The 18702-nt window shown below is 32.0% G+C and carries 14 protein-coding genes; 10 read left to right on the top strand and 4 right to left on the bottom strand.

Features of this window, described 5'->3' with window-relative positions; all coding sequences use genetic code 11:
- Both CDH49_RS00515 and CDH49_RS00510 read right to left on the bottom strand, forming a co-directional pair.
- Positions 1 to 957, bottom strand: a complete 957-nt coding sequence (locus CDH49_RS00515; RefSeq protein ID WP_100613370.1) for a tetratricopeptide repeat protein — start codon at positions 955 to 957, stop codon at positions 1 to 3.
- Between the two features lie 52 nt (positions 958 to 1009).
- Positions 1010 to 1921 (bottom strand): SMP-30/gluconolactonase/LRE family protein, encoded by a 912-nt coding sequence (locus CDH49_RS00510; RefSeq protein ID WP_100613369.1) that lies wholly within the window; start codon positions 1919 to 1921, stop codon positions 1010 to 1012.
- A 311-nt stretch (positions 1922 to 2232) separates the two neighbouring features.
- Between CDH49_RS00510 and CDH49_RS00505 the strand changes: the two genes are divergently transcribed.
- The 5 genes from CDH49_RS00505 to CDH49_RS00490 all read left to right on the top strand — a co-directional run bounded on the left by CDH49_RS00505 (position 2233) and on the right by CDH49_RS00490 (position 11824).
- Positions 2233 to 7203: a LamG-like jellyroll fold domain-containing protein gene (locus CDH49_RS00505; RefSeq protein ID WP_100613368.1), complete on the top strand. Its 4971-nt coding sequence runs from the start codon at positions 2233 to 2235 to the stop codon at positions 7201 to 7203.
- A gap of 262 nt (positions 7204 to 7465) precedes the next feature.
- Complete coding sequence (locus CDH49_RS00500; RefSeq protein ID WP_100613367.1) at positions 7466 to 8470, top strand: LacI family DNA-binding transcriptional regulator; 1005 nt, start codon at positions 7466 to 7468, stop codon at positions 8468 to 8470.
- 369 nt (positions 8471 to 8839) lie between these two features.
- Positions 8840 to 8989, top strand: coding sequence for a hypothetical protein (locus tag CDH49_RS15600; protein ID WP_157805253.1), 150 nt, complete (start codon positions 8840 to 8842; stop codon positions 8987 to 8989).
- A 107-nt stretch (positions 8990 to 9096) separates the two neighbouring features.
- Positions 9097 to 11130, top strand: coding sequence for a tetratricopeptide repeat-containing sensor histidine kinase (locus tag CDH49_RS00495; protein ID WP_100613366.1), 2034 nt, complete (start codon positions 9097 to 9099; stop codon positions 11128 to 11130).
- Between the two features lie 16 nt (positions 11131 to 11146).
- Complete coding sequence (locus tag CDH49_RS00490; protein ID WP_317044360.1) at positions 11147 to 11824, top strand: response regulator; 678 nt, start codon at positions 11147 to 11149, stop codon at positions 11822 to 11824.
- Positions 11825 to 12084: 260 nt separating this feature from the next.
- On the opposite strand, the gene CDH49_RS00485 is transcribed toward CDH49_RS00490, so the two are convergent.
- On the bottom strand, positions 12085 to 12588 hold the full coding sequence (locus CDH49_RS00485) for a DUF456 domain-containing protein (RefSeq protein ID WP_100613365.1): 504 nt from the start codon (positions 12586 to 12588) through the stop codon (positions 12085 to 12087).
- A 200-nt stretch (positions 12589 to 12788) separates the two neighbouring features.
- Here CDH49_RS00485 and CDH49_RS00480 point away from each other — a divergent pair, with 200 nt between their 5' ends.
- The 4 genes from CDH49_RS00480 to CDH49_RS00465 are packed head-to-tail and all read left to right on the top strand — an operon-like array spanning position 12789 to position 16705.
- A complete protein-coding gene (locus tag CDH49_RS00480; RefSeq protein WP_100613364.1) occupies positions 12789 to 13148 on the top strand; it encodes a BlaI/MecI/CopY family transcriptional regulator in 360 nt (119 codons plus the stop codon).
- A 2-nt stretch (positions 13149 to 13150) separates the two neighbouring features.
- The gene (locus tag CDH49_RS00475; protein ID WP_239970528.1) at positions 13151 to 15019 is read left to right on the top strand and encodes a M56 family metallopeptidase; all 1869 of its coding nucleotides are present in this window, start codon (positions 13151 to 13153) and stop codon (positions 15017 to 15019) included.
- Between the two features lie 57 nt (positions 15020 to 15076).
- The gene (locus CDH49_RS00470; protein ID WP_239970526.1) at positions 15077 to 16186 is read left to right on the top strand and encodes a tetratricopeptide repeat protein; all 1110 of its coding nucleotides are present in this window, start codon (positions 15077 to 15079) and stop codon (positions 16184 to 16186) included.
- 42 nt (positions 16187 to 16228) lie between these two features.
- Positions 16229 to 16705, top strand: coding sequence for a hypothetical protein (locus CDH49_RS00465; RefSeq protein ID WP_100613362.1), 477 nt, complete (start codon positions 16229 to 16231; stop codon positions 16703 to 16705).
- Between the two features lie 117 nt (positions 16706 to 16822).
- On the opposite strand, the gene CDH49_RS00460 is transcribed toward CDH49_RS00465, so the two are convergent.
- Entirely contained in the window at positions 16823 to 17965 is a 1143-nt protein-coding gene (locus CDH49_RS00460; RefSeq protein WP_100613361.1) for a glycosyltransferase family 2 protein, read from the bottom strand.
- A gap of 106 nt (positions 17966 to 18071) precedes the next feature.
- On the opposite strand from CDH49_RS00460, the gene CDH49_RS00455 reads away from it, so the two are divergent.
- The gene (locus CDH49_RS00455) at positions 18072 to 18701 is read left to right on the top strand and encodes an outer membrane beta-barrel protein (protein WP_100613360.1); all 630 of its coding nucleotides are present in this window, start codon (positions 18072 to 18074) and stop codon (positions 18699 to 18701) included.
- Position 18702: the final 1 nt, after the last annotated feature.

The following is an 18702-nucleotide window of genomic DNA, read 5'->3' as shown; positions in this document are numbered from 1 at the left end:
CTATAAAGCATTAAGTTCTTTAAACATATCATTAAAGTAAAAAGATTGGTTTTTATACCAATAGGTGTTGTTGAAAACGTCCATACTATCAGTATTAGAAGCATTTGGACTGATAATACTTTTTGCCTTCTGAAAATTAATTTTGGCTTGTATTTTATCATTAGCCTTGTATTGGGCCATGGCTAGTCCTAAATAGGCATCAAAATCTAAAGCATCAAATTTAATAGACTCGGTAAATGCTGTAACCGCAGGAACAAACTCACCTAAAAAAAGATTGGTTACACCGGCATAAAAATAACAAGGCGAATTATTTTTGTCAAGTTCTATAGCTTTGTAAAAATCGGCTTTTGCTTCTTTGTAATAATTAATACTTAACAGTGCAATGCCCCGAGTGTAAAAGGCATTGGTATTCGGATTTAATAAAATGCTATTGGTAAAGTTGTTAAAGGCTTCTTTATAATTTTTAAGTTCCATGTAGGCCATCCCTTTTTGATTATAAACATTAGCATCACCAGGGAATAGATTGGTAATTTTATCAAAGTGTACAATGGCTTCACTAAATTCACCTAAGTAAACGTTTGCTAGCGCTAAATTATAAATAGCATCTATAAGCCTGTTGTTTAATTCTAAGGCCTTTGTATAATCTTCTTTAGCGCCAACATAATCTTCAAGAGCAAATTTGCTATTGCCCCTATTGTAGTATGTATCGGCATCTGGCTTGTAAAATATAACATTGGTATAATCTAAAATGGCACTTGTGTATTCACCCAAATTGTATTTTGCTAGTCCTCTATAAAAATAAGCATCCAGATTTTTTGGTTCTAATTTAATGACTTGAGTAAAGAGTTCAATTTGCTCATTAAAATTTGTTGACTTTAAACCTTGCCTTAATAACTTGTTTGCTTGACCAAAAGACAGTAAAGGAAATATAATTGCAATAAGTATAGATTTTCGCATAGTCTTTTTAATTATAAACGAACAACTGAATTTAAAATTATAAACTTTTAATTTATACCTTATCCACTCCTTTCACGTTCATTTTTAATGTATAATTAGTGGTTCTTGAAGTAATAAAAAGAATATTTCGTTTTTTTCCCCCAAAACATACATTGGTAGGTGCTTCGGGAACTGTAATTTCCTCAAGAAGTTCGCCTTGTGGATTAAAAACCATGACTTTATTTGAGGTGGTCAAATAAACATTACCTTCATTATCTATAGTCATACCATCACTCCCATATTTTACAAATGGCGTTTTATTTGTTATGGAGCCATCGGGTTGAATGTCATACCTAAACGTTTCCCTTGCTCCCATATCAGCAACATAAAGAGTTTTTCCGTCGGGAGTTCCTATAATACCGTTTGGAATTCTATAATCATTTATAATCCTGATGGTTTCCCCTTTTGGATTTATATAATATACTCCTTTTGTGTCTTGGATTTCTTTATGGTCTTTTGACCAAAATGGTCGTTGCCAATATGGATCGGTAAAATAGATGCCTTGATTAGGAGCAATCCATAAATCGTTAGGTCCGTTAAGATGCTTGCCATCATAGTTCTCAAAAACCACATGAAAGTTTTTATTTTTATCAAAATAACCAATTTGGTTGTTCTCTTCAGCACAAGCAAATAATTCCCATTTGGCATTAAAAAATAAACCGTTAGCTCTTTTAGCGTCTTCAGTATAGAGACTAACTCCTTTTTTTTCATCCCAGATATAAATTTTGTTTTTGGGTTGATCTGTAAAATATACGCGACCTTTTTTATCAGCAATAGGGCCTTCTGTAAAGGCAAATTCATAATCGGATGTAACCAATTCTAATGTTGCATTTGTTGCTATTATTGATTCTTTTTTTTCGGATTGCGAAAAACAATTTAGTAAAAGCGATGAAGCGATTAGTATAGTAAATTTCAGTTTAGTCATTGTTGTCTTATTTGCTTAATTTTTATCTTGCAATAAAACTAAGGAATTTTAGTGTTTTAATGTTGCAAAAGACCTTATATTCTTATTATAAAGGAATATTAATTTAATAAACCCTCATTCCTTTTGTATTATATAATGAGGTTTGTATTAATTTATCTGTATAATATATTTCACACAATTACTTTTTTTGTAAGCGTCATTTTATCGATGAACTGCAACTAAAATGCTTTTTGTCGCATTTATATGCTTTTTATCGTTTAATTTAAAAAATTAATTTTATTTTTGGAAGGTAAAATGCTATAATCTTCTCAATGAAACATCTCTCTAATCTACGCTCGGTAAGAATTATATTTGTATTGTCGCTATTTGGTTTTTTTTGTAATGCTCAGGATATTCAAGTCCAAGTTTTAGGGGGCTCTACGGTATCAGATGGTTCAACGGTAGCCATTTCAGCAGGTAATACCATTTCCTTTAGAATTACAAATATTAGGACTGATTGCGAAAAAGTTAAAATTGAATCCATAAGCATAACAAATACTACCGACTTTAGTTTGTCAACTGATAAGGTGCCTAAAAATGTAGATTCTCCAGATTGTAAAGGAAATAATAACAATATAGATTTTACTATAACTAACATAAGTGGTAATTGCGGTGCATCAACAGATATATTAATTGAGGTTAAAAAAGATCCTGATTTTTTCTTTACATTTTCAATCAGTGGAAATCCGGAAATTAATTTATTAGGAGGGAGTCCTTCTGCCAATATACTAAATGGATCGGTAACCACTGGGCCTACAAATGGCACTTATTTTGGAGTGGTAGATGAAGGCAATACAGTAACAAGGAATTATATTATTGCTAATACAGGTAGTTGCCCTTTAAGCATCACATCTATTACAAGTTCGTCTACCGATTTTGTTGTGCCAACATCCCCGGGGCCTTATGTGTTATTGCCTAATAACTCACCATCATTTTTAACAGCAAGTGTAGCTGCGGGTTCTTATGTAATACTGCCCGTCACTTTTATCGCCCCAGTTGCAGGTTCTGGAACTCTAACATCAACGATTAGCATATCAAACACGGCAAATACGGTTTTTACATTTAATGTAAGTGCAGAAATGTTCAATTATAATATACCTGGTCCAGGAGGCATAACAGCCGATTTCAGATTATGGTTAAAATCAACGCGCGGGGTTACAAAATCAAATTCAAAAGTATCACAATGGTCAGATATAGGTACCAATGGTAAACATGCCATCCAGCCAATATCTAGTGCCCAACCTACTTATTTAGATGATGAAGCCTCCAATATCAACTTTAATCCCGTTATAAAATTTGAAAATGACGGAAGTGCCATCAGTCAGTATTTGTATAATTTAGATAATGGTTTCTATAATCAAGATATTTTTATTGTTATGGAACCAGATGAAGATGTTACGAGTTCTATAGGAATGACCATTTTTTCAGGATCCATATCTGATATAATTACTCCTGAAAATTATGTGGATGATGCGGATGATGTTACTGGTATTGGATTGGGCAATTACACAACTAATTTAACCGGCGAGCGGTTATGGTATAATCAAGGATCATCTGCCGCAAATCCTTTTTATGCGTTGCCTGCGTCTTCAATTAGAACTTATAATACATCAGGCATTATTAATGCAGGGAATAAAACAACAACAGCTTCAGATGGCATGCGTATATTGTTTAATAGTGTAGATGATGCCTTGTCTTCAACCCAAACTATTACTTCATTTCAAAACGTTGGCTATATAGACACGGTTGCAGAACCAGATATTACTTATGGAACTCCTTATTATATAGGGAAAAACACTAATTCTACTTTAGGAAATTTAAATGGACGGGTTGCTGAAATATTTACGTTTGCAGAGCGCGTATCGGATGCAGATAGACATAAAATAGAATCATATCTAGCCATTAAATATGGTATTACCCTTGGGAGTTCGAACATGGCACAAAAGGATTATATAAATTCTTTTGGAACCAAAGTTTGGGACATTACAGCAAATTCTGGATATAATTACCATGTGACCGGAATTGGTAAGGATTCCATTTCTGATTTAAATCAAAAGCAATCAAAAACCTTGAACTCTTCAAATGAAGTTACTATTGGATTGAATGGTGTATTTGCAACTAATAACTTAAATATTAACGAGTTTAGTAAAGATGGCGATTTTTTAGTTTGGGGGAGTAATAATGATGCTTATTTAGCAAGTGGTAGTAATACCATAACAATAGCTCCTGGTATTACTACCTCAGTTACGAGAATATTAAGACAATGGAAAATTGTTGAATCCACTGAAGATGTAAATAGTGATGTAGAAAATATAGAAATTTCCATACCGATGGATGCGTTTAGTAGTTTTGCATTAAGTGCTGATGAAGAATATGTATTAATAGTTGCCGATGATGATGCCTTTGCAAATGGAGACATCATAGATGTTGTTCCTTTAAAATTTGATGGGATTGGAAATCTTAAGACTTGGTATGATTTCGATGGTATTAAATATTTTACGTTTGGCAAAGCTCCGAAATTATCTAAAAATCATTCCATACATATTGATTCAGGGGATTATTTGGTCGGAGAATATGATTTAAATTTAAATGCCAACGATTTTACAATTTCCGCTTGGGTAAAAGCTGATGCGAGTCAAACGTCCATTAGAACCATTATGGCTAAGGGAAGTAAATTTCAATTAAGATTGAACTCCTCCCATCAAATTGAAGTCATGTTAGATGATGACATCACTCCAAGATTTATAACTTCTATGGCGTTAAATGATAATAAATGGCATCAAATAACCTTTGTATATGTAAGTGGAACGATATATTTATATGTGGATGGCGTTCTGGATAAATCGGAGCAAAACGTAGTAGCACCATCGCCAAATTATAATAGGTTTTCAATTGGAGCAGTTTATATTGATAAAAACAATATAATCAATCCTTTTTTAGGAAAAATTGATGAAGTTTATATTTGGGATCAAGGACTCACAGAAGATCAAGTTCATTACCTAATGAATCAAGAAGTGGAAAAAGGTGCTGGGGATTTTGTAACAGGAAAAATTATTCCTCAATCTTCCTCAAGTAATGAAGTGGCAATGATGCCTTGGAGTAAGCTAAAAGCATATTATGATTTTAATTCTTTTTATGGCACTACAATAGAGGGATTAGCAGATAATGGATATTTTTTAAGAATAAATTACTTAGCTAAGAATAAAAACATTGTTGAAAATCAAACAACTCCGGTGCCTTACATTTCTGCAAATGATGGTGCTTGGGATTCCGATAATACTTGGAGTAATAGCCAAGACCAAAACATTCCAAACTCATTAAGTTTAGATGGTGTAACCATAATAGATTGGAATATTGTACAAATTGGGCATAATATCACATCTGGTGACAGGGATATTTATCTTTTGGGATTAATACAAACGGCAGGGACATTAACAGTTGCAGATCCTAATGATGCACAAGATGAAACAAATTCTGGACAAGGATTAGTCATTATAAATTATTTGGAATTGGATGGCGTTATAGATTTAGTGGGAGAATCTCAATTAGTACAAACAGATGGAAGCATTCTTGATGCTGATAGTGGTGGCTATATTGAAAGGGATCAACAAGGTACAGCAAATTCATTTAACTATAATTATTGGTCGTCTTCAGTCAGTCCAATAGGAGGTAATACGTCTACCAGAGGAACAGGTATTTCAAGTACAAATCCCAATTATAACCTAGCGGGGGTTTTAAACGATGGTACATCATCGTCATCCTATCAAGGGTTAACTTATGGCACATCAGCATTTGCTGCCGATTCAAGTACACCAACAACGCCCAAAACGATAAGTGCTTATTGGTTATACAAATTTTATGGGCCAAGTGATAGCTATAGTTCATGGACTAAAATAAATCATTTGTCCTCATTACGTGCGGGGGAAGGGTTTACAATGAAAGGAACATCAGGTTCAACGGCATTGTCAGATTACCAAAACTATGTGTTTAAAGGGTTGCCCAATAATGGTGATATTAGCTTGCCATTAAACAAAATATCCGGCGGTGATGTGGAGAGGCTTATTGGAAACCCTTACCCATCTGCCATTGATGCTGTTGAATTTATATTGGATAATCTTAGCGTAGCCGATGGTGGAAACAATACTAACGGAACCATTTTTAACGGAGCCCTCTATTTTTGGGATCATTTTGGTGAGCAAAACTCCCATGTTTTAAAAGATTATGTGGGCGGTTATGCTACATATAGTTTAATTGGCGGTGCAGTAGCCATTTCAAATGATACTAGAATTGATGCTAATTTATCAACTGGTTCAAAAGTACCAGGACAATATATCCCCGTAAATCAAGGGTTTTTTGTGTACACCGTTGTAGAAGGATTTGAGAATGACAATGGTGTACCCATAGCGACAGTAAATGGTGGTAATATTGTGTTTAAAAACAGCCAACGTGTTTTTGCACCAGAAGATGGGTCGTCATCTTTGTTTTTGAAACCTTCCATTAGAAGAAAAGTTACAACTAGAGAAAGGGACGCAGAAACTAGCAAACAAATTGCTGTCAATAACCCTTTAATTCGATTGGTGTATGATTCCCCACAAGGATATCACAGACAGCTTGTCGTTGGTACAAACCATAAAGCGTCTAATAAGTTTGATATAGGATATGATGCTTTAATGGTAGATGTTAACCAAGAAGACATGTATTGGGTTATTGATGGTGGTAAATTTGTAATACAAGGAGTTGGTGATTTTGATGCATCCCAAGAATTATCACTTGGACTTATTGTTAAAAAAGCTGGTATGGCGCGAATACAAGTAGACGCACTTGAAAATATAGATCCAAAACTAGATGTTTATATAAAAGATGGGGTTACCAATGAAGTGTTTAGGATTAATGATAAGCCATTTGAAATTCAGTTAGAACCTGGAACCTATAATGATAGATTTAAGCTTGTCTTTCAGGCAAGTGAAACGTCTGAAACATCTCAAACTTATGATGAAGTTGCTATTGATAATACCATCTCTGTATTTTACAATTCTGAAATATCTGAATTAAGAATCATAAACAAGCATCACATTACCTTGTCTGAAGTGATGTTGTATAATATGCTGGGTCAGAACAAAAAAACCATAAGGCTGAACTCATCAGAAGATGTCTCAATACCAATATCTCCAGATTCGGGAATTCATATTGTTAAATTAAATACAACTAATGGGGTGGTAAACAAGAAAATAAATGTAGAATAGTTTTTGAAAGTTTATACTATCATTTAATGTTATGTAACATTTGTTACATAACATTTTTTTTGATAATATGATATTTGTACTCTTCAAAATTTTCCCTAGAGAATTGAGGATATTAATAGCAATATGGCGTATATTTAATATACGCCATTTTTTTTAACAATAAAAAAAATCCAGCCATTTAAATTAATAGTAACTTATTTGTAACTAATATACTAGGGTATTGGTAATTTTGTAAATTACAATACTTTTATTAATGTATACTATGGTTACTCTTAAACAACTTGCCAAAGAATTAAATGTTTCTATATCAACCGTTTCAAAAGCGCTTAATAATAGCGAAGAAATAGGGGAAGATACTATTAAGCGGGTTAAAGAACTTGCCGAGCTTTATAATTACAAACCCAATAAGGTGGCTCTCAGTTTAAAGCAAAATAAAACCAAAACCATAGGTGTAATTATACCCGATATATTAAATCATTTTTTGGCGAAAGTGTTGTTTGGAATTGAAAGGGAAGCAGCAATGCATGGCTACAACATCATCACTTGTATATCCAACGAATCTCTTGACAAGGAAAAAGAAAGTTTGCAACTGTTGGCTAATGGCAGTGTAGATGGTTTTATACTATCGCTTGCACAAGAGACCCAAATAAAAAATGAAGTTGCACATTTTAAGAAGGCCATAGGTCAAGGTTTGCCTATAGTGATGTTCGATAGGGTGGCAAATGATGTATTATGTGATAAAGTTATTGTAGACGATTTTGATGCCGTTTATAATGCTACTAAAGAGTTATTACTTGAAAGAAGAAAAAATATTGGCTTTATTAGTACTATTGATGATTTAAGTGTTGGGAAGTTAAGGGAGCGAGGTTATAATAAAGCGATATTAGATGGTGGCAATCAAAAACCAATGGTTTTAAGAATCTCTAAAATGGAAGACTCTCAATTAAAAATCAAAACATTTATTGAGAATAATCATATTGATGGGGTTCTTGCCGCCGATAGCGCATCGGGTGTTATAGCCATAAATATAGCTATTAGCATTGGACTTAATGTTCCAAAAGATATATCTGTAATAGGGTTTTCAAGTAAATACATTTCTAACCATTCTGTGCCTAGATTAACGAGTATCAGGCAGCATGCTAAAGATATAGGTGCCAATGCGGTACAATTATTAATTAAGCGTCTGCAACATAAAAATGTTTTTGATAATGATGTTTCCACTCGAATTATTAAAACAAGTTTTATAAAAAACGGGTCAACATTGTAATTTCCTAAGGAGTTATCAACAACAAAAAGTTGATAACTCTTTTCCAAAATATCACTTCATCGACTAAATGATACATTTTATCGATTTTATTGTATTTCATCTATCCGTTTAGCATACATTTACCACATCTTACCGAGCGCCCAAAATATTCCCCTCAGTTTAGTAAGATGAATTAATCCATTTTGACTTAACGGTCATTTCCCTCAGAATTTAAGTTAAAGAATCTTTGCTATTTTTTGTGCATTCGATTTAAAGTTAATTATCCATTTTTTCCCTCAACAGCGATTTTGGTTTCAAAATCCTTGTAAACATTTTTAAATTTTTTTTAAACACATAGAGAAAAACTGTATAACCTTAAATTGAATAAATATGAAAACCCTAAAATTTACTCTAGTATTAGCAATCCTTATTACAACTTTATCATCATGTACCAAACAAGACTTAAATGAAGACGATTTGTTAGATGCCCCAGCTCCAATCGTTGTAGTTGGTGGTGATGGTGATATTAGACCTAGATAATATTTAACTTTACTATACAATTAAAGCCTTTATGTTAACATAAAGGCTTTCTCTTTTAAAAAAACAAAAATTATAGATACATTTGAGATACTATATATGTCATTGTATTGAATCTTAAAATTTTTATTTTCGCGTTTATTTTTTCATGTGCTTCTTTTGCTCAAAAGGATAACAGATCTATTGTTGATAGTGTAAAGTTTTATTTAAAAAACTCAAATAGAAATATTTCGGATATTGGATTGAGACTAAAAAATGCAAAACGAGCCAAAAAACTATCAGAACAATATGATTTAGATTCACTTAAACTGAAAAGTTACTTAGAGTTATCCACCATTTATTTTGACAATAATAAAAATTTCAAATTAAATATAAATTATAAAGATGAGCTATTATTAAGGGATAATCATAAGGCACTAAAGTTAGCTGTAAGACTAAATGATTCGTTATCACTAGCTGAAACAAATAAGAATTTGGGATATTATTTTTACGATAAGTCTATAGATAGTGCATATTATTATGATAGTAAGGCAGAAAAATTATATAGGGCACTCAACGATAATTTTAACGCTGCTGTAGTTTTACTTGATATAGCTTTTCTTCAACAAGATGAGAAGGATTATATTGGCAGTGAAATAACCTCTATAACAGCTATATCTTTGCTCGATGAATTAGATGAGTCGGATGATGTTATAAGATACAAATCCTATTTTTATAACAATTTAGGCATTTTATTCAAAGAACTGTCTCAATTTGATGAATCAGTAAAATATAATTTAAAAGCTATTGATTTACAAAAGCAATTAAAAGGCAATAATAAATATCTTATTGATGGTCAAATAAACAATTTAGCTAATGTTTATAAAAGTTCTAAAGACTACGATTTGGCAATTAAATACTACAATGAGATTTTTGAGAATAAAAAAATAAGAGATGAAGAGCCCGCCTTTTATGCCGTTGTGCTCGATAATTATGCACATACCTTGTTTTTGTCCCAAAAGTACGAGCAACTTCCTGGTTTATTTCTTAAAGCCTTGAGAATTTGTGATAGCATTGGTGATAGTTACAGGACAATAGTAATTAATCAGCATCTGGCAAAATATTACAATTTCAAAAAGCAAAAAGATTCAGCAAAGTATTATGCTTATCGAGCAAAAGATATTGCCTATCCAAACTACACCGATGCTTTATTGGAATCATATTCGGTTTTAGCTGAAGTGGAAGACGATAGTATTGCGGTAAGACATTACAATGAATACATAAAACTTAACGATAGCATTACAAAAAATGAAAGAGCAACTAGAAATAAATTTGCTAGAATACAATACGAAACTGATAAAATTGAGGAAGAGAATATTAAAATAGCCAGAGAACGCATGTGGTTATTAATAACATCTATAGTTTTAGTAATAAGCTCATTTTTATTATATATAGTGATAAGCCAAATAAATAAAAACAAAGAGTTAAAGTTTATTCAAAAGCAGCAAGAGGCTAATGAAGAAATATATAACCTCATGTTAAATCAAAATGAAAGCGTTGAAGAGGCTAGAGTCTTAGAAAAAAAGCGTATTTCGCAAGAATTACATGATGGCGTTTTAGGGCGGTTGTTTGGTACAAGATTAAGTCTTGACAGTTTAAATATGGGTACGACGCCAGATGCCATTAAAACAAGGGGGCAATACATTAATGAACTCAAAACTATTGAGCACGATATTAGAAAAGTATCCCATGAGCTGAATACCGATTTTGTTGCAGGTTCTGGCTTTGTCGATATTATTAATACTTTAGTAGAAACTCAAACAACAGTATATAATTTAAAGTATAAAATAGACCATGATGGCGCTATTAATTGGGATGAAATCTCCAACAAATATAAAATACACATTTATAGAATTATACAAGAAGCAATGCATAATATTTATAAGCATGCCCAAGCCAAAAAGATTAAAATTAGCTTTAAATTGAAAAATGATGTAATTTGCTTAATGATTGAAGATGATGGTTCTGGGTTTGATGTTACTAAAGCAAAATCGGGCATTGGTCTTAAAAATATAAACTCCAGAATTAAAGAGATTAACGGGACATTACATATCACTTCAGAAAAGCAAAAAGGAACAACCATACGAATCAATATTCCCAATTAATAACCGACCAATTATAATGATGCCAGAAAAGATTAGAATACTAATGATTGACGATCACCCAATGATTATAGAAGGGTACCAAAACACATTACAATTTACTAAAAAATCCAACCAAGAATTACATATAGATATTGCCAATAATTGCGATCAAGCCATATCATTTATGGATAAATCCCTTGAAAGAGGCATCCCTTACGATGTGTTGTTTGTTGACATCAGTTTGCCGCCTTCTAAAGATGGTTTAATGCAATCGGGAGAAGATTTGGCAGAATATGCCCGTACGATTCTGCCCAAAGCCAAAATTATTATTCTAACCATGTTTAATGAGTCTTTCAGGATACATAATATTATAAAGAATATCGATCCAGAAGGGTTTTTAATTAAAAGCGATTTAACATCTAGTGAATTGGCAAGTGCCTTTCAAGCGGTACTAAAAAATCCGCCATTTTACAGTGGAACCGTAAATAGCCATATCCGAAAATCCATCACAGCCGATATTGTTATTGATGAAAAAAACAGAAAAATACTTCATTTACTATCACAAGGTGTTAAAACCAAAAATTTAGCGACGCATTTAGATATTTCCCTAAGTGCTGTTGAAAAGCGAAAAAAACAACTTAAATATTTATTCTCGGTTGAAGATGGACAAGATGAAACATTACTCGAAGAAGCAAGAAAAAAGGGTTTTGTTTAAATATGCGTACTATTTTTCATCTTATAGAATGTTAAAGTTTTTATTTTAATATTTTTTTTATGCGCGGTAAAGCTAGGCTGTATCTGGCATATCGGCTTTAACCGTAACTTCGTTACGGTTTTACCGCAGTTTAAACAAAAAACGAATAATTATATTTGTATTGTCAACACTTCAAAATTAATTGATCCCTCAATTTTTATGTTGATAATAGCAATTTACATAAGTCCCGTGGAGGTGAGAGACCCACGGGACTTCTTCTTTTAAAAAGAAAAAAGACCTTCTCTATTTTTCCATAGAATAGAAATAAATAAGCCCAAATAAATCACGGTTACTATAAATTTTATAAAAGTAGAGGCTAAAAAACCAATAAAACTTCCAAAGGCGGCCTTTAATGCTGCTTTAGAATTACTCTTATTTATCAGCTCGCCAATAAATGCTCCAAGAAATGGCCCTATGATAATACCTCCTGGAATCGGGGCTACTAAACCTACAACCAATCCTATCGAAGTACCTATAACACCTGCTTTCGTACCACCAAATCGTTTGGTGCCCAGGGATGGAATAATGTAATCTAAAATTGAAATGATTACTGCAACAATAAACGTAACAATTATTAAGGTTAAATTAGTAGGGATGGCTTCGGTGACGTATAATAGTAATAATCCAACCCAACTGGAAAAGGGTCCAGGTATTACAGGCAGAAAGCTTCCAAGAATACCCAAAACCATCAATAAAGCCGCCACAATAATTAGAATTATGTCCATATAAAAATTTTATTGCTGAAATATTTTAACTAAAAAATTAGTTCAAACTAAAATTTTAGTTATATTTGTTTTATTCAACTAAGTTATTAGTTGTAAAAATACATTTAAAAATGAGACATTCATTAATGGATATTTAATAAAACTTGAATATTAAAAAGGAATGTTGCATCTGACAAAAATTGAACAATAAAAATCTACATATGAAACAGTTAACTAAAGCAGAAGAAGATATTATGCAAATACTTTGGCAACTAAAAAAAGCCAATGTAAAAGCCATAGTAGAGGAATTTCCAGAACCTAAACCCGCTTATAATACAGTATCTACCATTGTTAGGATTTTAGAAAGTAAAGGTTTTGTTGATTATGAAAAAGAAGGTAAGGGTCATGTGTATTTTCCAGTAATTCAACAACAAGATTATAGTAACCAATCTATAAATAAATTGGTGGATAATTATTTTGAAGGATCATTTAAAAGCATGGTATCCTTTTTCGTCAAGAAAAACGACATCAGTTTAAATGAGTTGGAATCTGTTTTAAAGGAAATCAATAAAAAAGAATAGTCATGATAGCATATTTTATACAAGTTGCGGCGTTCCAATTGGTGTTTTTAATGATTTATGATGCCTTTTTAAAAAAAGAAACCTTTTTTAATTGGAATCGAATTTATTTACTTTCTACAGCTATTTTATCTGTTGTTATTCCATTTATTAGATTGGAAGCATTTAAAAATACCATACCGCAACAGTACATTGTAAACCTTCCTGAAGTTATAATTGGTAATACGCTAACAAGCCAAAATACCATACAACTGGACACGGTCATCATAGAATCGAAACCATTTTGGACTTGGGAAAACGTATTATATTTAGGAATCACATTAGCTGCACTCTTGTTTGCTTTTAAAATTGCAAAAGTGATTTTGATGCTTATCAAAAATCCTAAAAGTAAGTTTGGTAATTTACTTATCATAAACCTATTAAATAGTAATGCCGCGTTTTCTTTTTTCAATTATATATTTTTAGGAGACCATTTAAATGAAACCGATAAAGACGCCATTCTAAAACATGAAATGGTACATGTTAAAGAAAAACACACCTTCGATTTACTGTTTTTTGAAGTCATGCGTATCCTGTTTTGGTTTAATCCTTTGGTGTATATGTACCAAAATAGAATCATGACCTTGCACGAGTTTATAGCCGACCAACAAGCCGTTAAACATCAAGATAAATCTCAGTATTATCAAAACTTGTTGTCACAGGTTTTTCAAACTCAAAATATTTCATTCATCAATCCATTTTTTAAACAATCATTAATCAAAAAACGAATCGTTATGTTACAAAAATCAAAATCAAAACAAGTCAATTTGCTGAAGTATATAATGCTCATTCCATTAGTTTTTGGAATGTTAATATATACATCATCTTTCGCTCAAAACGATGACAAAGTACCTCAGCAAAAAGAACAGAATTTAGAAGAATTGACACCGCCTCCTCCACCTCCACCTGAGGAAAGCGAAGAAACCAAAAAGGAAAAAGAAGAAAGACTTTTAAAATTGAAAGAGAAATATAAAGATGAATTAGAAGTTCCCTTCGCTGTTATAGATAATGTGCCAGTATTCCCAGGTTGTGAAAATTTAGCTTCTAGGGAGGAAAAAATGGACTGTACATCAAAAAGTATTACAGAACATATTGGCAAAAATTTTAATACAGATATGGCAGTTAAATTAGGTTTAAAAGGCAGACAGCGCATACTCGTTATCTTTAAAATTGATGTTGATGGTAATATTGTAGGTGTACAATCAAGAGCGCCACATCCTTCTTTAGAGGCAGAAGCTATTAGGGTTATTAATACCTTGCCAAAAATGGTGCCTGGAGAGCATAATGGTAAAAAAGTAATTGTTCCATATTCTTTACCTATTATGTTTATTGTAGCGGGCACAGATGAAACATCCATTACTAATAATACAAAGATAAAACCTAGTATAACAGAGGGAGAGGACATATTAATGTTAAGTGAAACCGTTATAGTTGGTTACGGTGAAATCCCTGAAGTGCCTTTTGCAGTTATAGAGCAAGTACCCGTATTTCCAGGTTGTGAAGATTTAGTTTCTAATGATGAAAAGAGACGATGTATGTCTGAGAAAATTCAAGAATTCGTAGGTAAAAACTTTAATACTAACCTTGCATCTCAAAATGGGTTAGTTGGTAGACAAAGGATTACCACCATGTTTAAGATTAATACAGAAGGTAATATTGTAGATATAAAATCAAGAGCGTCTCACCCTGCATTAGAAGCTGAAATTATCCGAGTTATTGAATTATTACCAAAAATACAGCCTGGTAAACAACGCGGAGAAGCCGTTATTGTACCATATTCTTTACCTATTGTATTTGTGGTTCAAGACGATAAACCTGAATTAGAAAAAAAATGATTTAATATTGCTTTTTAGTAAATGATAAGATCTGCTTTAATTTTTTTATTATTAATTATGTTTAGAACCGAAGCCCAAACTTCGGTTTTAAACCTTGCAGATAGTTTGTATGCCATAGGAAATCATTCTAAAGCTATTGAACACTTCAAATTATACAAAACACCGAGCGAAGTATATAATAAAATTGCAAAATCTTATGTTGCCATTGGTAATTATGATGAAGCACTAAAAAATTACGAAGCACATATTAGCGTTAAACCTAGTGATGCGTTAACAATATTTGAATATGCCATATTGCTTGCCCAAACAAAAAAGAATAAGGAGGCTTCAGTGGTTTTTAAAGATTTGGTAACTATGGATAATAAAAATCCAAATTACCACTACCAATTGGGTTTAACCTTAGAAAAAATGAATGATTCCACAGCTATTGAAAGCTACCGTTCTACATTCCAATTAGATTCAACCCATCAAAAAGCCATATATAAAATTGCTAAATATTTTCTTCAAAAAGGCAAAAATCAATTAGCTGAAGACTATGCAGATATTGGTTTAAAAACCTATGAAAATAATTTGGAACTCATAAGCTTAAAGGCTCAAAACTATTATTTTAAAGAAAATTATAAAAATGCAGCTATTTGGTTTGAAAAGTTGATTGAACTTGGGGAATCATCGGAGTTTGTTCATAAACAGCTTAGTTTATGTTATTACCATTTATACGAATTTGAAAAAGCCATAGAGCAACGGCAATTAGCTTTAGAATTTAATCCCGAAGATGCTAAATCCATATATACCATTGGTACCTATTATTATCAAAATAATGATTTCGCCAATGCAGAAAAGTACATAAAAGAAGCTTTGGATTTAATGGATAATCCTATGGATGCCGAATATGGCCAATTGGCAGTCGTTTTAAACAGTCAGAAAAAACATGATGAGGCCATAGCCGCTTTAAAAAAAGCTATAAAAGAAAATCCTGAAAATATTGGCGCTGAATTTATGTTAGTGTTGACTAAAGATAGATATTATGCCGATATAGACTCCAAAATACAAGCCTATGAAGATTTCAAAAGAAGATTTCCTTCAGATAATTATGCAGAATACATTGATGCAAGAATTCGAGAACTAAAAAAAGAAAAATTCATCAAGGAAGGCACTGTAAACGATTGAAATCTAAGAAAAAATCGTACTTTTCGGCATCAGTTTTAATCCATGAAACAATTTTGTACTTTTCTTTTATTATTGATGCTCTGTTCGTGCGAGTATTTTAATGTGAAAAAAGTGTCTTCCGAAACTATTTTAAAGGAAGAACTACAAACTTTCAATTGGAATGATGTTGATGAATACCCCACGTTTTCTGTATGCGATTCAAGGTCTACAAAAGAAGAAAAAAAAGCATGTTTTGTGCAAACATTAACTAGTTTTATTACCAGTTATTTACAAAAAGATGCCATTATAGTAACTCAGGATATTCACGATACGATTAACTTAAATTTTAAAGTTACCGATGCAGGAGATTTAATTCTGTTAGACACCAAAATAGATTCCTTAACCAATAGTGAAATACCAAATATCAAACAACTACTTACCGAAAGTTTAGATTCCTTGCCAAGAATATTTCCAGCCATAAAACGAGGTCAGCAAGTAACGACCGAGTTTAAATTACCCATAATTATAAGTGTTAATTAATTCTGGAATTTGTCAATTAACTTCGTTCAATTCGGCTTTGCCTGGTGTCGAGTGAATTTTACTGATTTTTTATCAGTGAAATTTGTATCGAGAATCAAATTTTATACTGATTTTAAGTTATTTTTTAAACGTTCTGCCTTTCCAAGTATAGCCATTAAAAACGGACAAAAAAGCAATAAAAACACTAAAAAAGGGATACACTAAAAACCCTAACAAATAACTTCTTAAAACCCTTTTTTGATTAAAAAAAGAGGCGGTTTTATAGATAAGTAAAAAGTCTAAATAAAGTTTAATTACTAAGATATAGAGGAATATTTTAACATGAACCATGTTGAATAAAGTGAATAATAAAGCTGTAACAACAAGGGTGTTCATTAATAAAACGATAAGTCCGGTTAGTTTTCCAAAACCATTACTATAAGCACTTGTTTTAGCAGCCCATCGAATGCGTTGCATGAGCAATTCTTGCCAAGATTCCTGAGGTTTTGTTGTTACAATAGCATCATGACATTTTAAATAATGACTTTCTTTTGGATATAATTTTACTATTTTTTCCAATAGAAAAATATCATCGCCGCTCGCAATATTGGTATTGCCTTCAAACCCATTCAATTTTTTAAAAATGGATTTTTGATACCCAAAATTAGCACCATTGCACAAAAAGGGTTTATTTATACCAAAACCGCCAATGGTTGCTCCTTGTAAACTAAATATATCTAGCGCTTGAAATCTGCTTAAAAAACTAATGTCCTTACCGTAAGTTACAGGAGCTACAATACATTTGACATTTGTTTGCTGAATAAACTCATCAAAGCTATTTAACCAAAATTCAGGAAGCTGGCAATCGGCATCGGTGGTAATAATCCATTCGTGTTTTGCCAAATTGATGGCTGAGGTAATGGCATCTTTTTTTGGCGATTTGGTTTTGCGTTCATTATTAATTATCCTTATGTCAATTTGAGTATCTGGATGGAATTGCGATATATTCAGAACCTTATTAATAATCTCCCTTGAATTATCTTCAGACTCATCATCAACAAAAATAACCTCATATAAATTTTTTGGATAATTCAATTTAGAAAGGGAGTCCAATAAATCAGGCAAATTTCTAGCTTCATTTCTAAAAGGAATAATAACCGAAAAGGTTGTTTTTGAAAGGGATTTTTCCAATTTAAAAACCGGTATTTTATCAAAACCAAGAACTAAAATTCCAATTAAAAGCACATAAATAAGCGTTATTATAAAACCAATTACAAGCATATTAATTTATTATTTGGGAATTTAAAATTGAGCACAAAAAAGAATTGATTAGATTTGTAAGACCCTGTAATAAGCCCCAACAAATTAAATCAAAATATAATCAAGAATGAACGGGAATCTTAAATATAACCTACTTTTAGCATTGTTATTTGTAATATCGTTTCAGATGATTGCACAAAGAAATAAGGAAAAATGGAAAGGACAAATTTCAGTAGGGGTTAACAATCCTATTGAAACGAGCGAAAATTTGGGGTATTATTCTAAATATTTAAATATTCCCACAGTGAATTTAGGAGTACAGCACATGATTTCCGAGACGTTAGGTGCTAAATTGGATATAGGGTTCAACAGATCTTCCAATAATGATGACTCACCGGAATTTAAACTGAATTATACACGCATAAATTTACAGGCGGTTTATGATTTTTATAAATTGCTTCGCTTTTTTCCAGATAGAATTACGGTTATTGGTCATGCAGGTCCTGGAATGAGCTTTTCAAATCCTCTTGGTGATTTTAAAGAAAACAAGTATACCTTTTTAAATGCCTTGGCGGGCATTGAATTCCATTATGCGTTGTCCAATACATTTTCCATTTATAGCGATTTGGGTTATGTTTTGTCCTTGTCTGGTGAAGAAAAATATAATACTAATATTGATGGGTTTTCTTTTAATGGCGATTTAATTTACCTATCGTTTGGCATTTCCTTTTCTTTAAGCGGGTGCAATTATTGTTAAT

The organism is Confluentibacter citreus (assembly GCF_002807055.1).
Taxonomy (GTDB): Bacteria; Bacteroidota; Bacteroidia; order Flavobacteriales; family Flavobacteriaceae; genus Confluentibacter; species Confluentibacter citreus.
Note: the sequence above shows the minus strand (reverse complement) of the source record. Positions and strands in the feature narration are given on the sequence as shown.

Coding starts and splice junctions, on each gene's coding strand:
- CDH49_RS00480 (WP_100613364.1), top strand. CDS start 12,789: ATGAAACAGTTAACTAAAGCAGAAGAAGATATTATGCAAATACTTTGG.
- CDH49_RS00470 (WP_239970526.1), top strand. CDS start 15,077: ATGTTTAGAACCGAAGCCCAAACTTCGGTTTTAAACCTTGCAGATAGT.
- CDH49_RS00510 (WP_100613369.1), bottom strand. CDS start 1,921: ATGACTAAACTGAAATTTACTATACTAATCGCTTCATCGCTTTTACTA.
- CDH49_RS00460 (WP_100613361.1), bottom strand. CDS start 17,965: ATGCTTGTAATTGGTTTTATAATAACGCTTATTTATGTGCTTTTAATT.
- CDH49_RS00485 (WP_100613365.1), bottom strand. CDS start 12,588: ATGGACATAATTCTAATTATTGTGGCGGCTTTATTGATGGTTTTGGGT.
- CDH49_RS00455 (WP_100613360.1), top strand. CDS start 18,072: ATGAACGGGAATCTTAAATATAACCTACTTTTAGCATTGTTATTTGTA.
- CDH49_RS00475 (WP_239970528.1), top strand. CDS start 13,151: ATGATAGCATATTTTATACAAGTTGCGGCGTTCCAATTGGTGTTTTTA.
- CDH49_RS00465 (WP_100613362.1), top strand. CDS start 16,229: ATGAAACAATTTTGTACTTTTCTTTTATTATTGATGCTCTGTTCGTGC.
- CDH49_RS00505 (WP_100613368.1), top strand. CDS start 2,233: ATGAAACATCTCTCTAATCTACGCTCGGTAAGAATTATATTTGTATTG.
- CDH49_RS15600 (WP_157805253.1), top strand. CDS start 8,840: ATGAAAACCCTAAAATTTACTCTAGTATTAGCAATCCTTATTACAACT.
- CDH49_RS00515 (WP_100613370.1), bottom strand. CDS start 957: ATGCGAAAATCTATACTTATTGCAATTATATTTCCTTTACTGTCTTTT.
- CDH49_RS00490 (WP_317044360.1), top strand. CDS start 11,147: ATGATGCCAGAAAAGATTAGAATACTAATGATTGACGATCACCCAATG.
- CDH49_RS00500 (WP_100613367.1), top strand. CDS start 7,466: ATGGTTACTCTTAAACAACTTGCCAAAGAATTAAATGTTTCTATATCA.